The 19,058-nt window shown below is 62.2% G+C and carries 16 protein-coding genes; 2 read left to right on the top strand and 14 right to left on the bottom strand.

Annotated elements, in window-relative coordinates; all coding sequences use genetic code 11:
- Positions 1–9: 9 nt before the first annotated feature.
- On the top strand, positions 10–438 hold the full coding sequence (locus tag IB242_RS07975) for a type II toxin-antitoxin system death-on-curing family toxin (protein ID WP_192277957.1): 429 nt from the start codon (positions 10–12) through the stop codon (positions 436–438).
- A 6-nt stretch (positions 439–444) separates the two neighbouring features.
- Here IB242_RS07975 and IB242_RS07970 read toward each other — a convergent pair whose 3' ends face one another.
- Both IB242_RS07970 and IB242_RS07965 read right to left on the bottom strand, forming a co-directional pair.
- Entirely contained in the window at positions 445–1,320 is an 876-nt protein-coding gene (locus IB242_RS07970) for an NAD(P)H-hydrate dehydratase (protein WP_192277955.1), read from the bottom strand.
- 1 nt (position 1,321) lies between these two features.
- Positions 1,322–2,095 (bottom strand): histidine phosphatase family protein, encoded by a 774-nt coding sequence (locus IB242_RS07965; protein ID WP_192277953.1) that lies wholly within the window; start codon positions 2,093–2,095, stop codon positions 1,322–1,324.
- 161 nt (positions 2,096–2,256) lie between these two features.
- On the opposite strand from IB242_RS07965, the gene IB242_RS07960 reads away from it, so the two are divergent.
- Positions 2,257–3,072 carry a formate/nitrite transporter family protein gene (locus tag IB242_RS07960; protein ID WP_192277951.1) on the top strand — a complete coding sequence of 272 codons (816 nt, stop codon included), beginning with the start codon at positions 2,257–2,259 and terminating at the stop codon, positions 3,070–3,072.
- Positions 3,073–3,572: 500 nt separating this feature from the next.
- On the opposite strand, the gene IB242_RS07955 is transcribed toward IB242_RS07960, so the two are convergent.
- From IB242_RS07955 to IB242_RS07900, 12 genes are all read right to left on the bottom strand, one after another.
- Positions 3,573–5,063, bottom strand: a complete 1,491-nt coding sequence (locus IB242_RS07955) for a sorbosone dehydrogenase family protein (protein ID WP_192277949.1) — start codon at positions 5,061–5,063, stop codon at positions 3,573–3,575.
- Positions 5,060–5,500 carry a DUF2231 domain-containing protein gene (locus tag IB242_RS07950; RefSeq protein WP_192277947.1) on the bottom strand — a complete coding sequence of 147 codons (441 nt, stop codon included), beginning with the start codon at positions 5,498–5,500 and terminating at the stop codon, positions 5,060–5,062. The genes IB242_RS07955 and IB242_RS07950 overlap by 4 nt, the downstream gene beginning before the upstream one ends.
- A gap of 435 nt (positions 5,501–5,935) precedes the next feature.
- Complete coding sequence (locus IB242_RS07945) at positions 5,936–6,583, bottom strand: hypothetical protein (RefSeq protein WP_192277945.1); 648 nt, start codon at positions 6,581–6,583, stop codon at positions 5,936–5,938.
- 291 nt (positions 6,584–6,874) lie between these two features.
- Positions 6,875–8,590: a DUF262 domain-containing protein gene (locus IB242_RS07940; protein WP_192277943.1), complete on the bottom strand. Its 1,716-nt coding sequence runs from the start codon at positions 8,588–8,590 to the stop codon at positions 6,875–6,877.
- Between the two features lie 13 nt (positions 8,591–8,603).
- Entirely contained in the window at positions 8,604–9,371 is a 768-nt protein-coding gene (locus IB242_RS07935) for an HNH endonuclease (protein ID WP_192277941.1), read from the bottom strand.
- Positions 9,368–10,066: an RNA ligase family protein gene (locus IB242_RS07930; RefSeq protein WP_192277939.1), complete on the bottom strand. Its 699-nt coding sequence runs from the start codon at positions 10,064–10,066 to the stop codon at positions 9,368–9,370. Before IB242_RS07930 ends, IB242_RS07935 begins: the two co-directional genes overlap by 4 nt.
- Positions 10,063–10,605 carry a hypothetical protein gene (locus IB242_RS07925; protein WP_192277937.1) on the bottom strand — a complete coding sequence of 181 codons (543 nt, stop codon included), beginning with the start codon at positions 10,603–10,605 and terminating at the stop codon, positions 10,063–10,065. Before IB242_RS07925 ends, IB242_RS07930 begins: the two co-directional genes overlap by 4 nt.
- Complete coding sequence (locus IB242_RS07920) at positions 10,586–11,932, bottom strand: DUF3696 domain-containing protein (RefSeq protein ID WP_192277935.1); 1,347 nt, start codon at positions 11,930–11,932, stop codon at positions 10,586–10,588. Before IB242_RS07920 ends, IB242_RS07925 begins: the two co-directional genes overlap by 20 nt.
- Before the next feature lie 6 nt (positions 11,933–11,938).
- On the bottom strand, positions 11,939–13,087 hold the full coding sequence (locus tag IB242_RS07915) for a hypothetical protein (protein WP_192277933.1): 1,149 nt from the start codon (positions 13,085–13,087) through the stop codon (positions 11,939–11,941).
- Position 13,088: 1 nt separating this feature from the next.
- Entirely contained in the window at positions 13,089–14,006 is a 918-nt protein-coding gene (locus IB242_RS07910) for a hypothetical protein (protein ID WP_192277931.1), read from the bottom strand.
- A complete protein-coding gene (locus tag IB242_RS07905; protein WP_192277929.1) occupies positions 13,999–15,015 on the bottom strand; it encodes a nucleoid-associated protein in 1,017 nt (338 codons plus the stop codon). Before IB242_RS07905 ends, IB242_RS07910 begins: the two co-directional genes overlap by 8 nt.
- On the bottom strand, positions 15,012–19,052 hold the full coding sequence (locus IB242_RS07900; RefSeq protein WP_192277927.1) for an N-6 DNA methylase: 4,041 nt from the start codon (positions 19,050–19,052) through the stop codon (positions 15,012–15,014). Before IB242_RS07900 ends, IB242_RS07905 begins: the two co-directional genes overlap by 4 nt.
- Positions 19,053–19,058 lie beyond the last annotated feature (6 nt).

Here is a 19,058-nt window from a genome sequence, read left to right as displayed (position 1 = left end):
GAGGCAGCCATGATCATCTGGATCGATCGCAGGCTGGCCCTGGCCATCCACGAACGGCAGCTGGCCGAACATGGCGGCGGCACCGGCGTGCGCGACGAGGCACTGCTCGAATCCGCGCTGGCCCGCCCACAACAACGGCATGTGTATGGCGATCCACCGCCGGACCTGGCCGACCTTGCGGCCAGCCTGACCTATGGGTTGGCCCGCAACCACCCGTTCGTCGATGGCAACAAGCGCACCGCCGCCGTCGCCTGCGAAGTGCTCATCCGTCTCAACGGCGCACGCCTGCAGGCCGACGATGTTGAGCTGTATCCGCAGTACGTCGGCCTGGCGGCCGGAGACGTCGAGGAACAGGCGTTCGCCGACTGGCTGCGCCCCCGCATCGTGACCGCGCACGCCGGCAAGGTGCAGGAAAAGCGCGCCGCTTACCGTCGCTGACCGGGGTCAGCGCGCGCCGCGCTGCAGCCGGTCCAGGATCCCCGGCACCTGCGGCGGAATCTCGCGTGCAAGGAACCCCAGCGACCCGACGCTGCGCGCCAGCGCACGCCCGGCCTGCGCATGCACCACCACGCCCCACAACGCGGCCTGCAGCGGGTCCGCACCACGCGCGGCGAAGCCGATGATCAGGCCTGCCAGTGTGTCGCCCGAGCCCGACGTGCCAAGCCCTGGCACGCCACCGCGATGCCGCCACAACCCGCCGTCCGCGTCGGCGACATGCGTGTCCGCGCCCTTGAGGATCACCACGCTGCGGATGCGCAAGGCCAGCGCACGTGCGTGATCGGCCGGCGCGGCCTGTATCTGCTCCTTGCTGGCCCCGGTGATGGCGGCCATCTCGCCGGCATGCGGCGTCAGCACGCAGCGGCCAGCCGGCAGTGCATCGAGATCGGCCGTCAACGCACCCGCGTCCAGCACCACCGTGCAGCGCGACAGCGCCAGCACGCGCTGCACCAGCGCATGGGTGCCGGCACCGTCGCGCATGCCCGGGCCGATCGCCACCGCCGCGCAGGCGCGCAGCGCGGCGTCCACGTCGCGGTGGCCGCGGGCGATCTCGCCACGCCTGTCCTCGGCCAGGCCCAGCACCAGCGCTTCGGGTACCGCCAGCGCCATCCCGGTGGCGACGCTGGCGGCGGTCGCCACCTGCAGTTTGCCGGCGCCGGCGCGCAGCGCGGACTCGGCTGCCAGCAGCGCCGCGCCGGGCACGTGCCTGGATCCGCCGATCACCAGCGCGCGGCCGCGTTCCTCCTTGTCCTCGCCCGGCGGCGGCAGCGGCATCCGCCGCAGCGCCTGCGGGGTCAGCGCACGCACGCGCGGCGCGGTCATGTCAGCGCGCCCCGGCCGGCTGGTCGGGCGCGCGGGTCACCGGTTCGTCGGCCACCTCGGGCGAGACGAAGTTGGTGCGCACCAGCCGCAGCGCCTGGCCGTCGGCCGTGGTCGCGTACTCGGTGACGCCGCAGTTGGGCACATCGCCCTCGCGGTCGATCGCCAGGATCGTCGCTTCGTCCAGCCCCTCGGCCAGGTAGCGGAAGCAATTCACGATCACCTGGTGGGCGACGATCATCACCCGCTCGCCCACGTGGTTGCGCTGCAGGTCGGCCAGCACCGCACGCAGCCGGAAGATCACGTCGCACCAGCTCTCGCCGCCGGGTGGGCGGAAGTAGAACTTGCCCACCAGCCGGCGCTGTTCGGCCAGCTCGGGAAACGTGCTGCGGATGCCGGCGGAGGTGTAGCGGTCGAGGATGCCGAACTCCTTCTCGCGCAGGCGTTCGTCGATCACCAGCGCGTCGTCGGCGTGCCCCAGCGCGGCGGCCACCGCGGCGGCCGTCTGGCGGGCGCGTACGTAGGGCGAACTCAGCACGATGCGAGGGCGTTCGCCTGCCGGCAGTCCGGCCACCCAGTCGGCCAGCGCCTGCGACTGCCGCTCGCCCAGCGTCGAGAGCGGCACGTCGGCATCGCGGTGCTCCAGCTCGATCAGCGACAACCCCTCGGCCTCGGCGTGGTCGCGCGCCACGTTGCCCGCGCTCTGCCCGTGCCGCACCACCCACAACCGTGCCGGCCACTGCGCCGACACGCCTGCCACCGCACTCTTCTCGCTCACCCTGCTCTCCCGTTCGCATCCATGCGTGGTGTCGCACGCGACGCGTGAATGGCCGGTTGAGCGCGGACGCCACGCCTGCGCAGGCCAATGGCGGCGCGCGAATGCCCGCCATGTTCACGTCCGGCCGCGTATCACTGTCCCCTCCGACCGGGATCCGACGCATGGCCAACGCACCTGCCTCTCCCGCGATGACGCCGCCCGAGGACATCGCCCACACCGTCTCCGCGACCTGTGTGAGCAAGGCCACGCTGCCGGCTGGCGCGATGGTCGGGCTGGGCCTGCTGGCGGGCGCCTACATCGGCGTCGGCAGCCTGATGGCCGCCCTGCTCGGTGCCGGCACGGCGGACCTGCCCTACGGCATGGCGCAGCTGGTCGCCGGCATCGGCTTCGCGGTCGGCCTGATCCTGGTGCTGCTGGCGGGCGCCGAACTGTTCACCGGCAACACGCTGATGACCTTGCCGCTGGCGCAACGCCGCATCGGCGTGGGCCAGTTGCTGCGCGCCTGGTGCGTGGTCTGGCTGGCCAACCTGATCGGCGCGCTGGTGCTGGTCCTGCTGGCCATCGGCGCCGGCGTGCATTTAGCTGGCGACGGCGCGGTGGCCGCATCGGCCATCGAACTGGCGGCCGACAAGGCCGGCAAACCGGCCACGACCATCCTCGCCAGCGGCGTGCTCGCCAACATGCTGGTCTGCCTGGCGGTATGGATGGCGGCCGGCGCGACCTCGGCCGTGGACAAGGTCGCGGTGATCGTGCCGCCCATCGCCGCCTTCGTCGCGCTGGGGCTGGAGCACTCGGTCGCCAACATGTCGCTGCTGCCGCTGGGCCTGCTGGCCGCGCATGCCAGCGACGCGGCCCTTCCCGCCGACCTCGGCTGGGCGGCCGCCGGCGCCAACCTGCTGTGGTCGACGCTGGGCAACATCATCGGCGGCGCCGTGATCGGACTGGGCTACTGGGCGATCCATCTGCGCGACAGCTGAACCACCAGCCCCGTGGAGAACCGCCGCCCCTGTAGGAGCGGCCCCAGCCGCGACCATCTAGCACGATCACGCACCGCACCGCATGGCCGATGCCGGCCGCGGTCCCACGAAAAGGGGTGCAAGCAGAGCCCGCTCCTACGACAGCAGAGCCGCCCGACCCGCGGAGAACCGCCGCCCTTTGTAGGAGCGGCCCCAGCCGCGACCATCGAGCACGATCGGAACCGTACCGCATGACCGATGGCGGTCTCGATCCCCCGACAAAGGGTGCAAGCAGAGCCCACTCCTACGACAGCGGAGCCGCCCGACCCACGGAGAACCGCCGCCCTTGTAGGAGCGGCCCCAGCCGCGACCACCCTGACAAATCGCGCACTGAGCAGGACGGACCAACCGCGCCAGCCATCAACACCTGCGAAACACACCCAGCCATCGCCCCGCCACCCCAAAAAAAGCCGCCACGCGCCGGAACCCATCCCGGGCGCGTGGCGGCTGTACAGCGTGGATCAGTCGGCAGGCGGCGTGGTGCCGGAGGGCGGCGTCTGTACGCCCGCTGGCGCATCCGATGCCGGTGTCGCCGGCGCCGAGGGCGCAGCCCCACCGGATGCATCCGCAGGCGGTACCGCGGGCTCTCCCGCAGGCACGTCACCCGGTGCCGGCGCGGCGCCGGCAGCCGCATCCGTCCGCGTGATCCGCCAGATGGTGTTCGCCAGGTCGTCGGCCACCAGCAGCGCGCCGCGCGGATCCACCGCCACGCCGACCGGGCGGCCGCGGGCCTTGCCGTCCTCGCCGAGGAAGCCGGTGGCGAAGTCGATGGCCTCGCCCGACGGCTTGCCGTTGCTGAAGGGCACGAACGAGACCTTGTAGCCCACCGGCGGATTGCGGTTCCAGCTGCCGTGCTGGCCGACGAACACGCCGTTGGCGAACTGCTCGCCCATCGCCGGCACCGAGAACGCCAGTCCCAGCGCGGCCACGTGCGAGCCCAGTGCGAAATCCGGAGTGATGGCGCTGGCCACCTTGTCCGGGCGCTGCGGGCGCACGCGCTCGTCCACGTTCTTCCCCCAGTAGCTGTACGGCCAGCCGTAGAAACCACCCGGACGCACGCTGGTCAGGTAGTCGGGCACCAGCTCCGGGCCGATCTCGTCGCGCTCGTTGACCACCGCCCACAGCTGGTCCATGCCCGGCTGCATCGCCAGCGCGGTCGGGTTGCGCAGGCCGGTGGCGAACACCTTGTGGAACCCGGTCTGGGCATCCACCTGCCAGATCATCGCGCGGTTCTCCTCCACCGCCAGACCGCGCTCGGTGATGTTGCTGTCCGAGCCGATGCCGACGAACAGGTAGCGGCCATCGGCGCTGATGGTCAGCGCCTTGGTCCAGTGGTGGTTCACCGCGCCGGGCAGTCTGGTGATCTCCTGCGGCGCGCCGCCGGCGTTCACCGCACCCGGGGTGTAGTCGAAGCGCAGCAGCGCGTCCTGCGTGGCCACGTAGATGGAATCGTTGCCAAAGGCCAGGCCGTACGGCGCGTCCAGCCCGTCGGCGAACACCGAGCGGCCCTCGTAGGTGCCGTCGCCATCGGCATCGCGCAGCAGGGTCAGGCGGTTGCCGCTCTGCACCTGGGTGTTGCCGCGCGCCTTGATCACGCCGGCGATCACGTCCTTGGGCGTCAGCTTCGGCGCGCGCCCGCCGCGGCCCTCGGCCACCAGGATGTCGCCATTGGGCAGCACCAGCATCTGCCGCGGGATCAGCAGGTTGTCGGCGATGGGCGCGATGGCATAGCCCTCCGGCACCTGCGGCAGCTGGTCGCCCCACTCCGCCGGCAGCGACACCTTCAGCGTCGGGAACAAGCCGCGCTGCGGCTTGGGCAGGTCCGGCGACGTGCCCACATAGGTCTCGTCCGGCGTACCGCCACAGGCGGCCAGCGACAGCGCCAGCGCCGGCACCAGGGCGCGCGCCAGCAGCGAGCGCTTCGAATGCTTAAGAACCGTCGGCCCGTTCATGCCACCACCTCCCGGCGGCGCAGCGTGCCGCCCCATGCGAACCACAGCGCCGCGGCGATCGCCAGCACGCACAGCACCGACCACACCAGCGCCTGCGGCATCTTCTGCCAGGCATCCATCGCATGCACCAGGCAGTTGACGAAGCCCAGTACGCAGCTCAGCGCCAGCAGGCCGACATAGAGGAAGCGCGTGCGCGTGCGCGCCGACGGCAGCATCAGCGACACCAGCGCCCACACCAGCGCCGGCACCGCGAACAGCATCGCGCCCACCAGCAGCCACGAGGCGAAGTTGGTCCACTGGATCTGGTAGGTCTGCGCGTAGGCGATGTCGGCCACCAGCGCCGACAGGAACAGCGGGAAGGCACTGCTGACCAGCAGCAGGTGCAGCGGATGCAGCGACCGGTACACCGGCACCGCGACGACGGGATGTGTGTGCATGGAAGGCCTCACCGTGGGCGGAAATGCAGCGCGAGCCCGAAGGTCGCGCAGCGCCCAGTACCTTGGCGGAGCGGGCGGCAAGGCGTGGTGAATGCAGGCGGCCGGACCGTGGCCCGCCAAGTCGGATCACAAGGATCCGTCTGCGCACCATCCCAGCAAGGTGATGAGGCCGAGGAATCCAAGCTGCAGCCTGTATAGCGGGACGCTCGCTGAATTCAGCGCCCTCAAATCCAAAGTCTGGCTTAGATGATGCGGGGCGGGATCAACGCCGAGGCCAGAAAAGGGCCCGTGCATAGCGTCCGGGGAAGCAAGTCCTGAGGCAGCGGCGGCCACGCGGCGGGCCAACAGACCAACCGCGCTTACCCAATGGCAATGCATGAAAGCCGAGGCACCTCCCAAAGGCGATGCCTCGACAGGCCGCCTCACGCCAGCGGCTCAGTGCAGACGCGCCGCCACGTGCGCCACCGGCCCATAGGCGGCATGTGGCTCGCGAACACGCTGCGGCGGTGGGCGTTCTGCGAGGCGCTGCGATTCCACCTCGTCCAGTACCGCCCGCACCTCCAGGCCGGCATCGAACACCACATGCCCCATCTGCGACAGCGTGCCGTCGGCGTATTCGGCCATGTCGCTGGCGGCCACCACATCGCCGTGTGCGGTGATCGCGTGGACCAGGCGGTTGAGCGTGTCGATCTGATCCAGCGTGACGCCGAAGACGAGGTCACCTGTTGCCGCCTCATCGGCATCGTCCTCCCCGACCTCTTCGTCGTCGATGCCCGGATCGTCCTCGACCTCATCTTCCGACGCGGCTGCCTGCGCTGACGTGCCGGACATGCCTGCCCGCGAGGGCGGTTGCGGCGCATTCCCTGACAGTTCGTCCAGCCGGTCGGCCAGCAGGTGCAGGGAGAACGCCAGCTCGTCTGCGCTTGCGCCAGGCGGGCCCTCATGCGTGTTGTCCATCTCGCATGGCTGTGCCAGCCGTGCCAGGAATCTGAGATGCGCGCTCAGGCGCGTCAACTGAAGCCGGCCATCCTGGCCCAGCGGATCGTGCGAACCATGCGGTGCATGCATTTCATGCGTCGACATCGGTGCCTCCTCGTTCCATGAAGTGGCCGCCCGCCGCGAACGGCGGACGGGAAGTCGGGAGGCTAGAAACCGTGCATAGCCGGCGGGCTTATTCCCCTTGCGGGTGTTGTATTCGCCGCCCTCCCGACGCAGGCATCGCGTCGGCTTGTACCCGCAAAACATGCAGGCACAAAAAACCCACCGGTTTTTCGGAGGTGGGTACCGCTATGCAAGGAGTTTCTAGGCTCCGTGCAGCAAGACTGCTACTGGCCCTCCATACATGTCAAGCGCCAGGCATACACCGAACGCAAGTCAATCGGGCAGCCCAACAAACGCATTCAGCGCCGCTGCTATCCTCCCGCGGCGTTCCAGAAGAAAATCCTTGTAACTCTTTGGTTCCAACAATTCCCCATCAACGGGGATGCACTGTGCTGCAAATGTAGCCTCGCCAAGCCTTTCAACCAACGGCGGCAGATACGCTGCCGGATCTTTGTCGCTGATTGAACGGTTCGTCTTGCCGCCGATGAAGGCCAGATTGGCGATGTCATCCGCCTCGCGGGCAGTGAAGCTGGTCTTCAATACGGCTTTGGGAAAGATGTGATGGAACTGCAAGCGATGCTGGGCGCCCGAATGATCCAGAGCAATGGTCAGATGGCTGCGCCAATCTTTCGCACCGGCAGCACGGAAAGCCAGGAACATGGTCTTGAACAGCGCGCTGCGCTGGTTGCGGCCTTCCAACTCCTCCGCGGTAATGTCCAGGCGACCGAACTGCAGGCGTAGTCGGTCGATCAGCTCGCTCACCGCTCCGCCCTGACGAATACTTGCCAAATCCTGATCCAGAATGGTTTCGCTGGAGCCTCGGGAGAAGCGGCCTTTGGCATTGGCCATCAGCGCCCAGTAGCGCAGTTGGCGGGCCTCATCGTTGCTCAGCGCATAGTTGCGGCTATGCCCGAAATACGCCAGCACTACCAGCAGGAAAGGCGACGACAACAGTGCCGGGCTATCGATGCCAAGATTGCTGCGCAGGAAGTTGAGCGCGAATTCCATGCCATCGCAGGCTTCTTTCCATGCCTTCTGCAGCTTCTCCACATTCAGGCTACCCACGATCTGGAAACGTGATTGACCGGTGGCAAACGCCATAAGATTCTTCAAGTGCAAACCGAGATCAAGGTCAAAGCCCGTCTTGGCGCATGCCTTCTGGAAATCCTGGAACGTCTGCAGCGAGTGCCGCCACTTGGCGGTAATCTGAGCCAGAGCCAAGTCGGAACTGCGCAGCTTGGCGCCCAGTGAATTGACCCGGACGAAGATTTCCGTGACTTCATCGTAGGAAAGCGTGCGTTCCAGCACGTCCATCCGATAAACGTACTTGCGGATGCCACGTAACCGGGCCAGGCGCTGGCTGTACTTCTCGTACCGCGGATCGTCAAAACCACTGATACCGGCACGTTTGAGGAAAGGCGCATCGTTGTCGGTCTTGAACACTTCCGACACTTTCACCCAATGCGGCAACTGCTCCAGCTTCCTCGTGGCCACAACGAAAGTCATCTTGTTGAAGCGCTTGAGCAGTTCGTCCTCGGTCGAGTCCGTCTCATCGCCAATCAGTTCGCTATCGTGGTCGGCATCGTCCTCATCGTCGCCGTTCTCTTCCACTTCGGTCACGACCGCCAACTGGTCGGGATGCTCCAAGTTGAACAGCAAGTCGATAGGCCGACGACGGCCGCGCACCGATACTGGCTCGCCGCGAATAACGGCAGAGAGCGATGTCAGACGCTGCTGACCATCCAGCAGAAGCCGCGTGCTCTGGTAAGGATTCGTGTTCTGGCTGACCGCGAAATCCTGCAGCGGCACAGCTTCATCCGTTTCCCAAAGCAGGATTGCGCCCGATGGGTAGCCGCGATACAGCGAATCCAGCAGATCGCGCACTCGCGTGGAGCGCCACACATACTGGCGCTGCATCTCTGGCAAGCGCAGTTCGCCCCGCTCGATCATGGATACCAGTTCTTCAACGCTTGCTTCGGCCTTGGCCATGTTTTTCCTTCGATCAGGCACCGAGCAGGAAGCGCTCGCGGTGCCACTGTAAATAATGCCGGTGCTCGCTGGCCAGCCAGCGCAACGTCATTCCCGAATGAATGCCAAGCCCAGGTAGATCGCTTTGGAACAGGCGGGTGCTGGTCAGCAGATGCCCGGCATCGTCGAAGCTGATCAGAAAGCGATCGAACAGCGCATCGAGATTGGCCACCAGCAGAAAGCCGTTGAAGGCATCCAACCGCTCGGCATCGTCAGCACATTCGGCCCAGGGTTTGGCATGGCTGGCACGCAGGGCTTCAGTCACCGCGACGCCAGTCACTGCGCAGGAACCGCCCCAGTAGGTCAGCAAGGCATCGCGGTAACGCGCCTGCCCCACACGCTGACGCACCAGGCGTTCGACTTCCGTGCCCCGGGCTTCGGCAGACATCGTCTCGACAGCTTGCACCACGGCCGCGTGGTAGTCGCGCACGGCCTGATTCGGCAAGGCTTGCGACAGGCTGGCCGTGCGGCGCAAGAGAGCCGCCAAATCGGGCAGAGTCTGCACAAAAAACACGTCATCGGCTCCGGCCCAAGGTTGGAAGCTGCGCAGCAACTCCGGCAGCAGCGCGGGCGTGGCAGGTTGAAAGCGCACCTCGAAGCCTCCGACCAATGCTGTCACCACCGCCTGACTTCGATGACGAGCCGAAGTCAGTATCACCGCATCGCTAGCAGATGACAGCACGTGCTCGAAGCCGTTGTCGTGGCCGAATTTTTCGATGATGGTGCGTTGCAGAGGATTCATGTCCGCGTCCAATCCACCCGGTTCCACTCGATGGCGCGCTTGCGCCAATGGGTGTCGATTGCTTGTGCGAAATCCGGGCGCACCAACTTGGCACGCGCCTCGCACCAGTCGGCTGATTCGCGCCGTACCACCACACCTTCCAGCGGCAGCTCGGCGCGATAGTGACTGGCTGTATCCATAACCAATTGCTTCAGCGCCGCCAGGGTGGTGTGGCCACTCGATACCCGCGGCACGGTGAACAATTCGGCTTCTGAGGCCAGCGCGTTGCGCCGGGAGGTACTCCAAAAACGCCTCTTGCTGCGGTCATAGACATCGAACAACAGAAACCAATCGGGCAGCGTGTCGTAATCCAGTGAATGGCGTGCGGCGCACCATTCGCCGAACAGCATCAACTCAGGACGCAGCACGGCAAGCAAGCTGGATTTGTGCTGCGCCAGCCAGGCGGGTAAACGCGCAAACTGACCAACATAGGGCTCGCCCAGATACTGGCCGCGATTCTGAGCAAGCAGGGTGCCGTCGGGTGATAGAGACAGGCCGAGGTTCGCACCGTCGAGCTTCTCCTCCACGACCACATCGCCGGACAACAGCGCCTGCGCTTCGGTGGGCGACAACACCTTGTCGTCGCGTGGCATGCCGTCTTTGGCAAGCCAAGCGAGGTGCGGCGTGGTGGGAAAACGAAAGAAGGTGGCTGTCATAGGCACCCAACCCTGTCCTGATACCACGCAGCAGGCAGCAAGGGCAGAAAGAAAATTCCGAATTCCTCCAATTGCGTTCTTGCGATATGCCAGTCAGTCTCCGCACCGTAGACGATAGGAGGTGATTCTTCGAACATAATCATCGCGGCCAATGCACAAGCAACCCACTTGCGATCCTCACGGTCGGTGACGATTGCTTCGTGTTCAGCGGTCAACACGGCGATATGTTCCCCATTGCCTTCGAACGTGTCGATTGGCACATCATCAACCTGCATCCGATCTCGCTTGCTCTGCAACACCTGCAGCCCGTACTCCTGTTCCTGCCAGTTGTACGGCATGTTGCGCTCGTACTCCGCCAGCACCAACCCGGCGTCATCCAGCACCATATGGTCGTCCGACTGATCGAACTGCACCAGCCACTCGTAGACCGACTCACGCAATTCAATCTCGCGCGGCATGGCGCGTGTAGCGACGTTGGACAGCTCGGAGATCGCACTCGCGGCGAGCATCACGTTAGTATCAATCAGGAACATCGCCATCTTTTGCTCTCAACTCTTTCGCTCGTTTGATGGCTAACGCCGTTTGCTCGCGAGTCTCCCCCAAGGTGTCTCCGAAAAAATGCTTGGGCCAGTTTTTTACCCGCCCAAGATCATCAACTTCCAAAGGCAGAAGGTTGGCATTTTTGCCATCACGTTCAACGAAATACATGGCGGCGTCAGCAACGGACACTTCTTCGCGGGCAATCAAGGTCTGCATGCGGCGGAACAAATGTTCTGAATGCGTCTCGACGATGAACTGAACGTTGCGTTTCTTGCTTACCTGCGCCAGCAATTCAGCCAGCTTGCTCTGCGCCAGCGGGTGTAGATGGCTTTCCGGTTCTTCGACGATCACGATATGGCCGGGCTGGGCGAACAGGGCGGCCACAATGACAGGAAGCACCTGCGACACCCCCACTCCAACGTCTTTGAGGTTACTAGCCTGGCCATCGGTTTCCACCAGCAACTCATGACGCGCTGAATTGCCAAGGGCGTGGATGGAAAGACCGTGCGCCAGATTCATCTCCTTCAGCCAATGAACCGTTTGCTCAAAGAGATAGGCTTCCGCTGGCAAGGCTTGACTGCGCCTCTTGGCTTGCTGGCACGCCACACCGCTGGCAATCAACGCATCCACGGCTTTGGCGCCGTCGTCGCCGATATGGGCAGGCATACGCCCTGCCCATACATAGTCACGCTGGGCCAAGCGGCGCACGGGGCCAAGGTAGATGATGCGGCCCAACTCGTCCAACAACGCCGGACCAACTGGCCGAATCACCTCCCCCTGTACACCCAGTTTGTTGAGCGTAGAGGGTGAAAATGCAAACGAACGCTGCGGACGGAAATCCGCACTTTGCCCCAAAGGCTTGATTTGATTGCCCAGCGCGAGGCGATAAATCCCGGGTTTACGGCGTTGCACGCTGAAGCCTTGACCGTCTTTGCCCAAGCGCAGGAACTCCAGTTCAGCGCTGCCGGATTGGCCTTTACGGTAGCGTACCGAGAAGATCGCCGATTCAGCGGCATTTCCCGTTTCGCTCCAGCGAAACTCGATACCTACCTGATTGGACGCCGTGCTTTCCGTTGCTGCGCCGTGGCGACACAGCACATCCTTGAACTGGCCGAGTGTGACGGAATCGCCAGCATCAGGATTGCCAAGATTGAGATCGAGACTCGGATCATCGCCTCTGACGGTCTGACGGATGAGCAGCAGGCTTTGGATCAGACTGGATTTGCCTGATGAATTGGTACCCAACAGCAGAGTAATCGGAGCAAGTCGCACAGGCCCCGTGGTGCGCCAGATCTTGAAGTTCTCCAGTTTGAGGTGGGTTAGCATACGGCGCTATTCTCCATCCAAACCAGCTACGGCAGATGGCTTGACATGCTTGAAGGCCGCATCTATTGCTGCTTGAATCCTTTGGATAATGTCTTTTCTGACTCGATTCTTGCTTCCTTCCTCCAGGCGCGGAAGTCGCTCAATGCTGAAGTCAAAAACAGTCCCAGAGTAATTATCGTCTCTTGATGTTTTTCCAGAGAAGGCAAATTCAATGCCGCAGTCGCCAGCGTTTGCACCGAACTTGAAGGCATATGTAGCCTTCATTTTTATCAGGCAGTAATACTGATAATAGCTTTCCTCCTTGAGAAGGAAGACTTTTCCAAGATCACTTCCTTTTATCTGTATCTTGTTGACATGCCCCTCCATCCATTCAATTCGCTCTTCTTTTGGCAGCGCCCCTGCTTCCTGATCTCGAATGATTTCGAAATCCCCAATCTCCTTGAAGGAGAGCTCGGGTGTATTGATAGATGTCAATTGCAGAAAGAAGCGGATGCGCTCATTGTTCGTTAAATCATCAAATAGAATGGACTCCGGCTTTTCATCCGTGGTAATGCCTTTTGACTTGCAGAACTTTCCAATGGCGCCAGTGATGACATCATTGAGCTTGTTGGTGTCTTGTGATGTTCTGGATTTGTTGACTTCAATTTCCAAGCCATTGCCGGACTGCTTTAGAAGAATTTCACCTGGGTAAGTGATCTCCTGGTTTATCCAGTCCTTGCTGAAGTCGAGGACGCGCACGGAATATGTGACTTTTACGTTTCCATCGGGGTCAATAGAGAGAGCTGGTTCAGAAGCAAACACCCGATCATCCCCCAGCTTGATACCCTCCATCACCGAGTCAAAGTTGTTTTGGATTTCCGTTTTCCAGTCGACACCTGAAGATGTCAGCTTGAACTTGCTGGATGAGTACTTCTTTCCAGACTCACGAACGAATGATTTTTCGACAAGGTTCACGAACTCATTTGGCGTGAGAAGGCAGGCACTCAACAATGGCACGGTATCGGATTTTTCACCGCTGCCGATAAATATGCCCTTTTCCTTCAGAGTTTCAGTGATTTCGCCATTGCTGATGTGATCGCTATTGAGCAGCACTCTCAAACGATCGCCCCAGAGCATGGTCCGTTCATAATCAAATTGCTTGGCCGGCTTATCCATATCAGCACTCCAAAAGATCGAGAACGGACTCTTTGTAGCAAAACACCTTGATGCTTGCTTTCCTTTCCCGGAAGGCCATCAGGACGGCATCTTTCACCTGCTTGTCGTCTGCCGGGTGGTAGCTTTCCAGACCGATGAAAATATCCTGCACCCAGCCATCGGCAAAATCGAAGGCCAGACTACAAAGCTTTTTCAGAGATTCTTCCGAGAATGCCTGTTTGGCATACAGGCAGAGAGAGGCTTTTTCTCCCAGCATGAACCGAAAGGGGATAAGGTCTGAAGCCAAAAGCTCGATTGGCAGCAGATCGCCGTATCGTTCATCTGCGTTTGCGATGACATTTCCAAGCTTGGGGTAATAGAAATGGTATTGCTGCCCCTGCTTGATTGATCTGAAATGACTGATCGCCTCTTTGATGAATGAGGCACGGGCCGTGTCCACAAGATAGAAGGGACAGCTTGACGATAAATCCAACTGGATACGACTCAAGGCGGGCTTGATGTCTTTACCCAGTGTCTCCCTGTCTCCATGCGTCCACACGAGCAGGCCTATATGCTTCTTTTGCCTGCGGCCCCCGAAGGTTTGTATTGCTTGATTGACTTCTGAGCTGATTTTTGAGCAGGAGACTATCTCATCAAGCTCCGACAGGTGGCCTTTGAACGCAGTCCTGACGCCTTGATCTCCTTTGGGGTAGCCATTTTTGGCGTTTTTCGAGGAGATATAAACAACATCTGTCCGGCTGTCATGGAGCGGATTGTCATAGATGAACACAAAATCATTGCCATGACTTTGCTTGTCGTGTGCTGCTTTATTGCATGGAATGCTGACGCCCTTCAGGAGATTGCTCCACCCAATCAGCTTCAGGAGTTCTTCCGTGATCTTCTCGCCATTCTCACCTGATGTCTTCGATGACTCACCCATGCTTCTTCCCCAGTGTTATGCTTATTTGGATGGCTTGCCCGTCATCCTTGAAGCTTGCATCATTGAACGAAAGGCTGTCCGGCAGTATCAATCCGATATCCTGGCCCAGATTGATGCGATTAAATATTTTTTTCAACCTGGCCTGAAGGTTTCTGGTTGGCACATTGATTTCGTCGGTATCCACCAACCCCTTGCGTTCGGTGATTCTGGCGAGCTCGGTGCTCCATACGTCGGAGGAAACGTATTTCTCTGACACCGTCCTGATCTCATCGCCAGGTACTTCATCCCGGTCTGCACACAAGGCAATGACCTCGCGGCAGAAGTCCTGCCTTGCCATGGGGCTTTCGATGTTGTCCCGAACCTTCTCTATCAGCCCGGCAGCGACGGCTGTTCTTGTGTTCTCATTGGGAACCTGCTTCGCTTTCAGAAAATCCTCAATCCAGTATTTTGTGCGGCTGCTCAGGCGATCGATGGCATAAACGATTTCAGAGCCATCAACAATGAGAACGCCTTTGTCAATCAAGTCGGGGTTGATGCCACTTGACACTTCAAGCTGCTTATTTTCGCCATCGGCACGGGTAGAAATGTATTGCTGTTTTGACTCCGCCTTGTAAACCCCGACAGCAGATTTGTACTTTCCATCTAGTTTCAGCTTGTCAAACAAAATGACAAACAGATCACCTGATGCAATGTTGGGGTGGTGTGCCGAAGCGTACAGATGTGTAGCCAAGTTCCTGGAAAGCTCTATGAAAGAGATTTTCCTGGAAAAGAAAGCGGATACATGGTGGGCCACGTCATTCAGCGCCATATCGCTTTCATGGGTGAGCATGTACTGATTTTTATCGCTAACGATGCCTCGTAGATAGCCGCCAAGTATCAGGTTCGCGATGCTTTCCGTGATGTCGAAGCATTGATTCGCCAAGATCAGTGGCTCTTCTCGCAGGCGATTGCCAACCTGATGCAGGATGACATCCTCAACAACCGATTCACCAATTTCCATTGATTTCATGCCAACTCTCCGATTTCCAATTTGTCCCACGCCTCCAGCACCAGCCGTTGAGTGCGGTATTCGCCGAGCTCCTTAAGCTCCTTGTTCTTGAGTACACGGAAGGTTTCGCTGGGGTAGTCCTCGCCCATAATGTCAGCGGGGTCGAGGATGTAGCGAAGTTCGTCGCGGGTGAGGCCGTAGAGTTTGGCGTAGTAGGCGTCGAGTTCGGAGCGCAGGGTGGCGCGGCGGACGGGGTTGAAGGGGAAGGGTTCGCCGTCGTAGCCCAAGTCCTGTGCCCAGCCGGAAAGGTCGTGGGCGGTATAGGTCAGTTCCAGCACACGTGGGACGATAAAGGCGAGGTCGGCTTCGGTGTATCTCTCTGGTGGCAATACGGGAAGCTGTTTGTAGATGAAGTAATTCATGTGCGTGCCTCCTGTTTTGTGGCGCGCAACAAAATCGAAGCTGATGGCTGAGAAATTCCCCAACAATGCAGCGAATTGTTGAGGACTCTCACGCTCTGCGAACAGCATGATCGGCATTTGGTTTCCAACCCCAGCGACAGGCACCACCGACGCAATCACCGTTCGTTCATCGGTTGCACGGCAAATATCCCGCCAGCCCATAAACCAATCTCGCTCCCATTGCCAGATCACACGGCCATCACGATCGCGTTTACATAGACGTTCTTCCACCTCGGCGCGGCTGACCCAGTAGCGCGGGGTGACGGTGAAATCCGGGTTGGATTTTTCGGGCGGTGTGACATCGCGACTGTTGCCGTCTGCCGTGTAGGTGGCCCATCGGTGGTCGAATTGGTGAATGAGCTTGGCTTCGTACAGCGGCAGATGGTCGGCGGCTGGCTCGTCCTTGAACAGGTGACTGTCGTTGGACATGTCCAGCATGCGCATGAACGAAATGCCCCACGTGTTTTGCTCAGGTTCCACCACTTTGGCTTGCTTGCCCTCGCCTGCGGTTACGGCATCACGTATCAGCACCGGGGCGGCGCGGTAGAGCTTCTTGGTCAGCTCCGCGTCGCGCTCGCTGCGGAAAACCGGGCAGGTGAGCGTGTTGGGATTGATGAGGCGAAATTCCTCGGGCGTGAGAGTGAAGCGACGACGCGGGTCGGCCAGTTGGCTGACTTGGGTGGCAAAGCAGACGAACTCGGCCTGTTCCGCTGCGCCCAAGGTGAGCAGGCAAAACTTGTAGCTGCGGTGTACGGATGGAAACACCGCTTCGCGGTTTTCGATGTCGTACAGGCTGACCAGCCGCCGGTTCTGGGTGATGTGGCCGAAGTACGCCTTGGTGCTGTCGTCGGTAGCAATGCCGGTGGGCACGATGAAGCCGGCGCGGCCACTGTCGGCATGGATTTGCAGGATGGTTTCGGCAAACAGCGCGTAGGTGTTCACGTCGCCCACGCCGGTCAGCGGATAACGGCCGCCGTCGGCGCCTTTCACATGGGCGAACACGCTGGCTGCCTCCGCCGTGCGGCGGGCGGTAACGAATTCGCGGTAGAGGCGTTTTTCGGCCTCGTCCTCATGCACCTCATGGGCCAGGTCGGGGTACAGGTGGCGTGCCAGCATGCCTTCGCTGAGCCACTGGATGCGCTGGGCGCGTTCGGCCTTGTTGCGGGCTTGCGCCACGTCACGGTGGCGGGTGGCGAAGAATTCTTCCTCTTGCAGCTTGATGCGTTCCCAAGGCGGATTGCCCAGTACGCAGTCGAAGCCGCCTTGCGCGAACACTTGCGGGAAGGCCAGCGGCCAGTGGAACACGCGGGCCTGCTCGCAGGCGTCGCGGGCCGCAACGATAGGAGCGGCATGCTCGGTCTGGGCACGTTCCGGCGCGGTCAGCAGTGCATGCAGGGTGATGCTGGTGGGTATGGTTTCGGCGGTGTCCTTCGCCTTGGGCAGGAGGTAGGCGCCCACCAGCGCATCGGCGGCGTGGGCCAGCGGGCTGTGGGCGGACTCCTCCAGAAAGTGGCGCCAGGCTTGTTCCTTGGTGGCCACCTGCTCGGGCGTGTCGGCGGGCAGGGTTTCGATGACACGCAGGGCTTCCAGGCCGCTGCGATTGTCCACGCCCAGCAGCATCTGCTTGCCTTGCAGGTCTTTGGCGATCTGCTTGAGGCCAGCGGCGTTGGCCTTGGCCAGTTCTTTGCAGACGTCCTTGTCGTCGCCGCTCAAGGGCTTGAAGGCATCCTTGGCGATGCCTTGTTCCAGCACGGTCAGGTCGGTCAGGCCCAGCAGGGCGTCGCCTACTTGCAGGTGGTGGTCGAGAAAGCCCAACGGGCGGCCTTCCTCGTAGCCTTCGAGCCACAAGGCCATGCGGGCCAGCTCAATGGCCATGGGGTTGCGGTCCACGCCATAGATGCAGTGGGCCACCACTTCGCGCAGGGCGTGGCGGTAGTCCTGCGGCTGGATGGCGCCTTCCTGCCCGCCTTCGAGGCTGCGCAACTGGGCCAGTTTTTCCGCCAGGCGGCGGGCAGCGGCCAGCAGGAAGTGGCCGCTACCGCAGGCCGGGTCGATGACGCGGATGGCCAGCAGCGCCTCGGTTGGGCTGGCCGGGTGGGCGGCAAGGCGCTGTTCGATGACGGGATCGAGCGCGCTCTTGATCAGCTCCTGCACCAGGCTGTCGGGGGTGTAGTAGCTGCCGGTGAGCTTGCGGGCATTGCCGGCGGTGCTGCCTTCCTCGGTGCGGCCGACAAAACCGAAGGTGCGTGCGGGCAGGTCGATGGCGGGCACCAGTTCCAGCAGGCTTTCGTAGACGCTGCCCAGTTCCTCAGGCCCCATGTTGCGGTAGTCCACCGGGGTAAGGCTGCTGCCTTTGCCTTGCGCGACCACCGCCCAGCGCAGGTGTTGCAGGGCAGCGAGCAGGTGGGCGTTGTCCAGGCTGGCGTTATCCAGATCGGTGCATTGCTGGGGAGCGAACAGGCCGCCCAGCGCGGGCAGCGCCAGGCGCGGCTCGCCTTGCACCAGGCCGCGGAACACGATGCGGATGGCTTGCCACTGGTCGTCATGACGGGTGCGGGCGCGACGCTTGAGGCAGAGTTCGCGCAGGCGGGCCAGGGCGTAGCCTTCGGCATAGGCACGGCGGGCAACCTGTGCTTCGGCGCTATCTTCCTGCGGGTGCAGCACGCCGCGCTCTTCCACGGTGAAAACGAAGATGAGCCGGTAGATCAGGCGCAGCAGTTGTTGGAAATAGGCATCCTTGCTGAGCGAGCCGTCGTTCAGGGCGGCTCGCAGGGCATGGTTGGCAGGGTGTTGCAGGAAGCCTGCGCCGAAGGTCAGCAAGGCCTGCTCGACGCCGTTGCGCAGGCCATCGCGCACGCGAGTGCCTTCCTGCTGGCCTTCGCTGCGCCATTGTTCCCAGATGCACGATGTAGCGCCCTGGCCAGGGCGGGATGCGCGGCTCGCGTGCAGCAGGCGCCAGACGTTGGCGAATTCGGCATAGCGCTGGCCGCCGAGCAGATCGGCCAGATCGACTTCGAGAAAGCTGGGGCGGGTGAGCGAGGCAGCGTCGCGCAGCAACCGCAGCTGTCTGCCGTTGCTGACGATGCCCCATTGCAGCGCTTCGCTGGCGTTGAGCAATTCCTGCATGGCCTGGAACGGGGCTTTCTTGCGGTTGCCGCCGCCCTGCACGGCAAAGCGCGCGTCGGCCTCGTCCAAGCCCAGAGTGTGCGGGGCCACCAGCACGGGTAAAGCGCCGGCCATGAGGCTGACCGGGTAACGCAGTTCACCCACTTGCTGTGCTGACGCGGCTTGCAAGGCGGCGTAGCCAAAGGCGTCGCGCAGCAGTTCTTGGACGAAAGCGGTGGTGAGCTGCGCGGCATCGACGTCAGTGCGTTCCATTTGCGCGGCGAAGTGCTGCCATTGGGCGCAGGCGATCTGGAAAGCGCGGCTGTATTCGTCCTTGAGCTTAACGCCCTTGGGGGTACCGTAGTCGGCCTCGCTCTGGGCGCTGGCGCGGCCCTGAGCGGCTTTTTCCAGTTGATCGGGCAGGAATAGCCCGCCTTCGAGCTTGAGGGTGGGAAGGTTTAGCGTGGCCTGGGCCTTGCGGATGCGTTTCATGGTTGT

It is taken from the genome of Xanthomonas sp. XNM01, assembly GCF_014851915.1.
Taxonomy (GTDB): Bacteria; Pseudomonadota; Gammaproteobacteria; order Xanthomonadales; family Xanthomonadaceae; genus Pseudoxanthomonas.
The sequence above is the reverse complement of the archived record's forward strand: the minus strand, read 5'-3'. Positions and strand labels throughout refer to the sequence as shown.

Excerpts from the sequence above, each read along its gene's own strand:
- IB242_RS07905 (WP_192277929.1), bottom strand. The coding sequence starts at position 15,015 with ATGAAATCAATGGAAATTGGTGAATCGGTTGTTGAGGATGTCATCCTG.
- IB242_RS07910 (WP_192277931.1), bottom strand. The coding sequence starts at position 14,006 with ATGGGTGAGTCATCGAAGACATCAGGTGAGAATGGCGAGAAGATCACG.
- IB242_RS07930 (WP_192277939.1), bottom strand. The coding sequence starts at position 10,066 with ATGACAGCCACCTTCTTTCGTTTTCCCACCACGCCGCACCTCGCTTGG.
- IB242_RS07925 (WP_192277937.1), bottom strand. The coding sequence starts at position 10,605 with ATGGCGATGTTCCTGATTGATACTAACGTGATGCTCGCCGCGAGTGCG.
- IB242_RS07935 (WP_192277941.1), bottom strand. The coding sequence starts at position 9,371 with ATGAATCCTCTGCAACGCACCATCATCGAAAAATTCGGCCACGACAAC.
- IB242_RS07960 (WP_192277951.1), top strand. The coding sequence starts at position 2,257 with ATGGCCAACGCACCTGCCTCTCCCGCGATGACGCCGCCCGAGGACATC.
- IB242_RS07900 (WP_192277927.1), bottom strand. The coding sequence starts at position 19,052 with ATGAAACGCATCCGCAAGGCCCAGGCCACGCTAAACCTTCCCACCCTC.
- IB242_RS07915 (WP_192277933.1), bottom strand. The coding sequence starts at position 13,087 with ATGGATAAGCCGGCCAAGCAATTTGATTATGAACGGACCATGCTCTGG.
- IB242_RS07945 (WP_192277945.1), bottom strand. The coding sequence starts at position 6,583 with ATGTCGACGCATGAAATGCATGCACCGCATGGTTCGCACGATCCGCTG.
- IB242_RS07970 (WP_192277955.1), bottom strand. The coding sequence starts at position 1,320 with ATGACCGCGCCGCGCGTGCGTGCGCTGACCCCGCAGGCGCTGCGGCGG.
- IB242_RS07975 (WP_192277957.1), top strand. The coding sequence starts at position 10 with ATGATCATCTGGATCGATCGCAGGCTGGCCCTGGCCATCCACGAACGG.
- IB242_RS07920 (WP_192277935.1), bottom strand. The coding sequence starts at position 11,932 with ATGCTAACCCACCTCAAACTGGAGAACTTCAAGATCTGGCGCACCACG.
- IB242_RS07955 (WP_192277949.1), bottom strand. The coding sequence starts at position 5,063 with ATGAACGGGCCGACGGTTCTTAAGCATTCGAAGCGCTCGCTGCTGGCG.
- IB242_RS07950 (WP_192277947.1), bottom strand. The coding sequence starts at position 5,500 with ATGCACACACATCCCGTCGTCGCGGTGCCGGTGTACCGGTCGCTGCAT.
- IB242_RS07940 (WP_192277943.1), bottom strand. The coding sequence starts at position 8,590 with ATGGCCAAGGCCGAAGCAAGCGTTGAAGAACTGGTATCCATGATCGAG.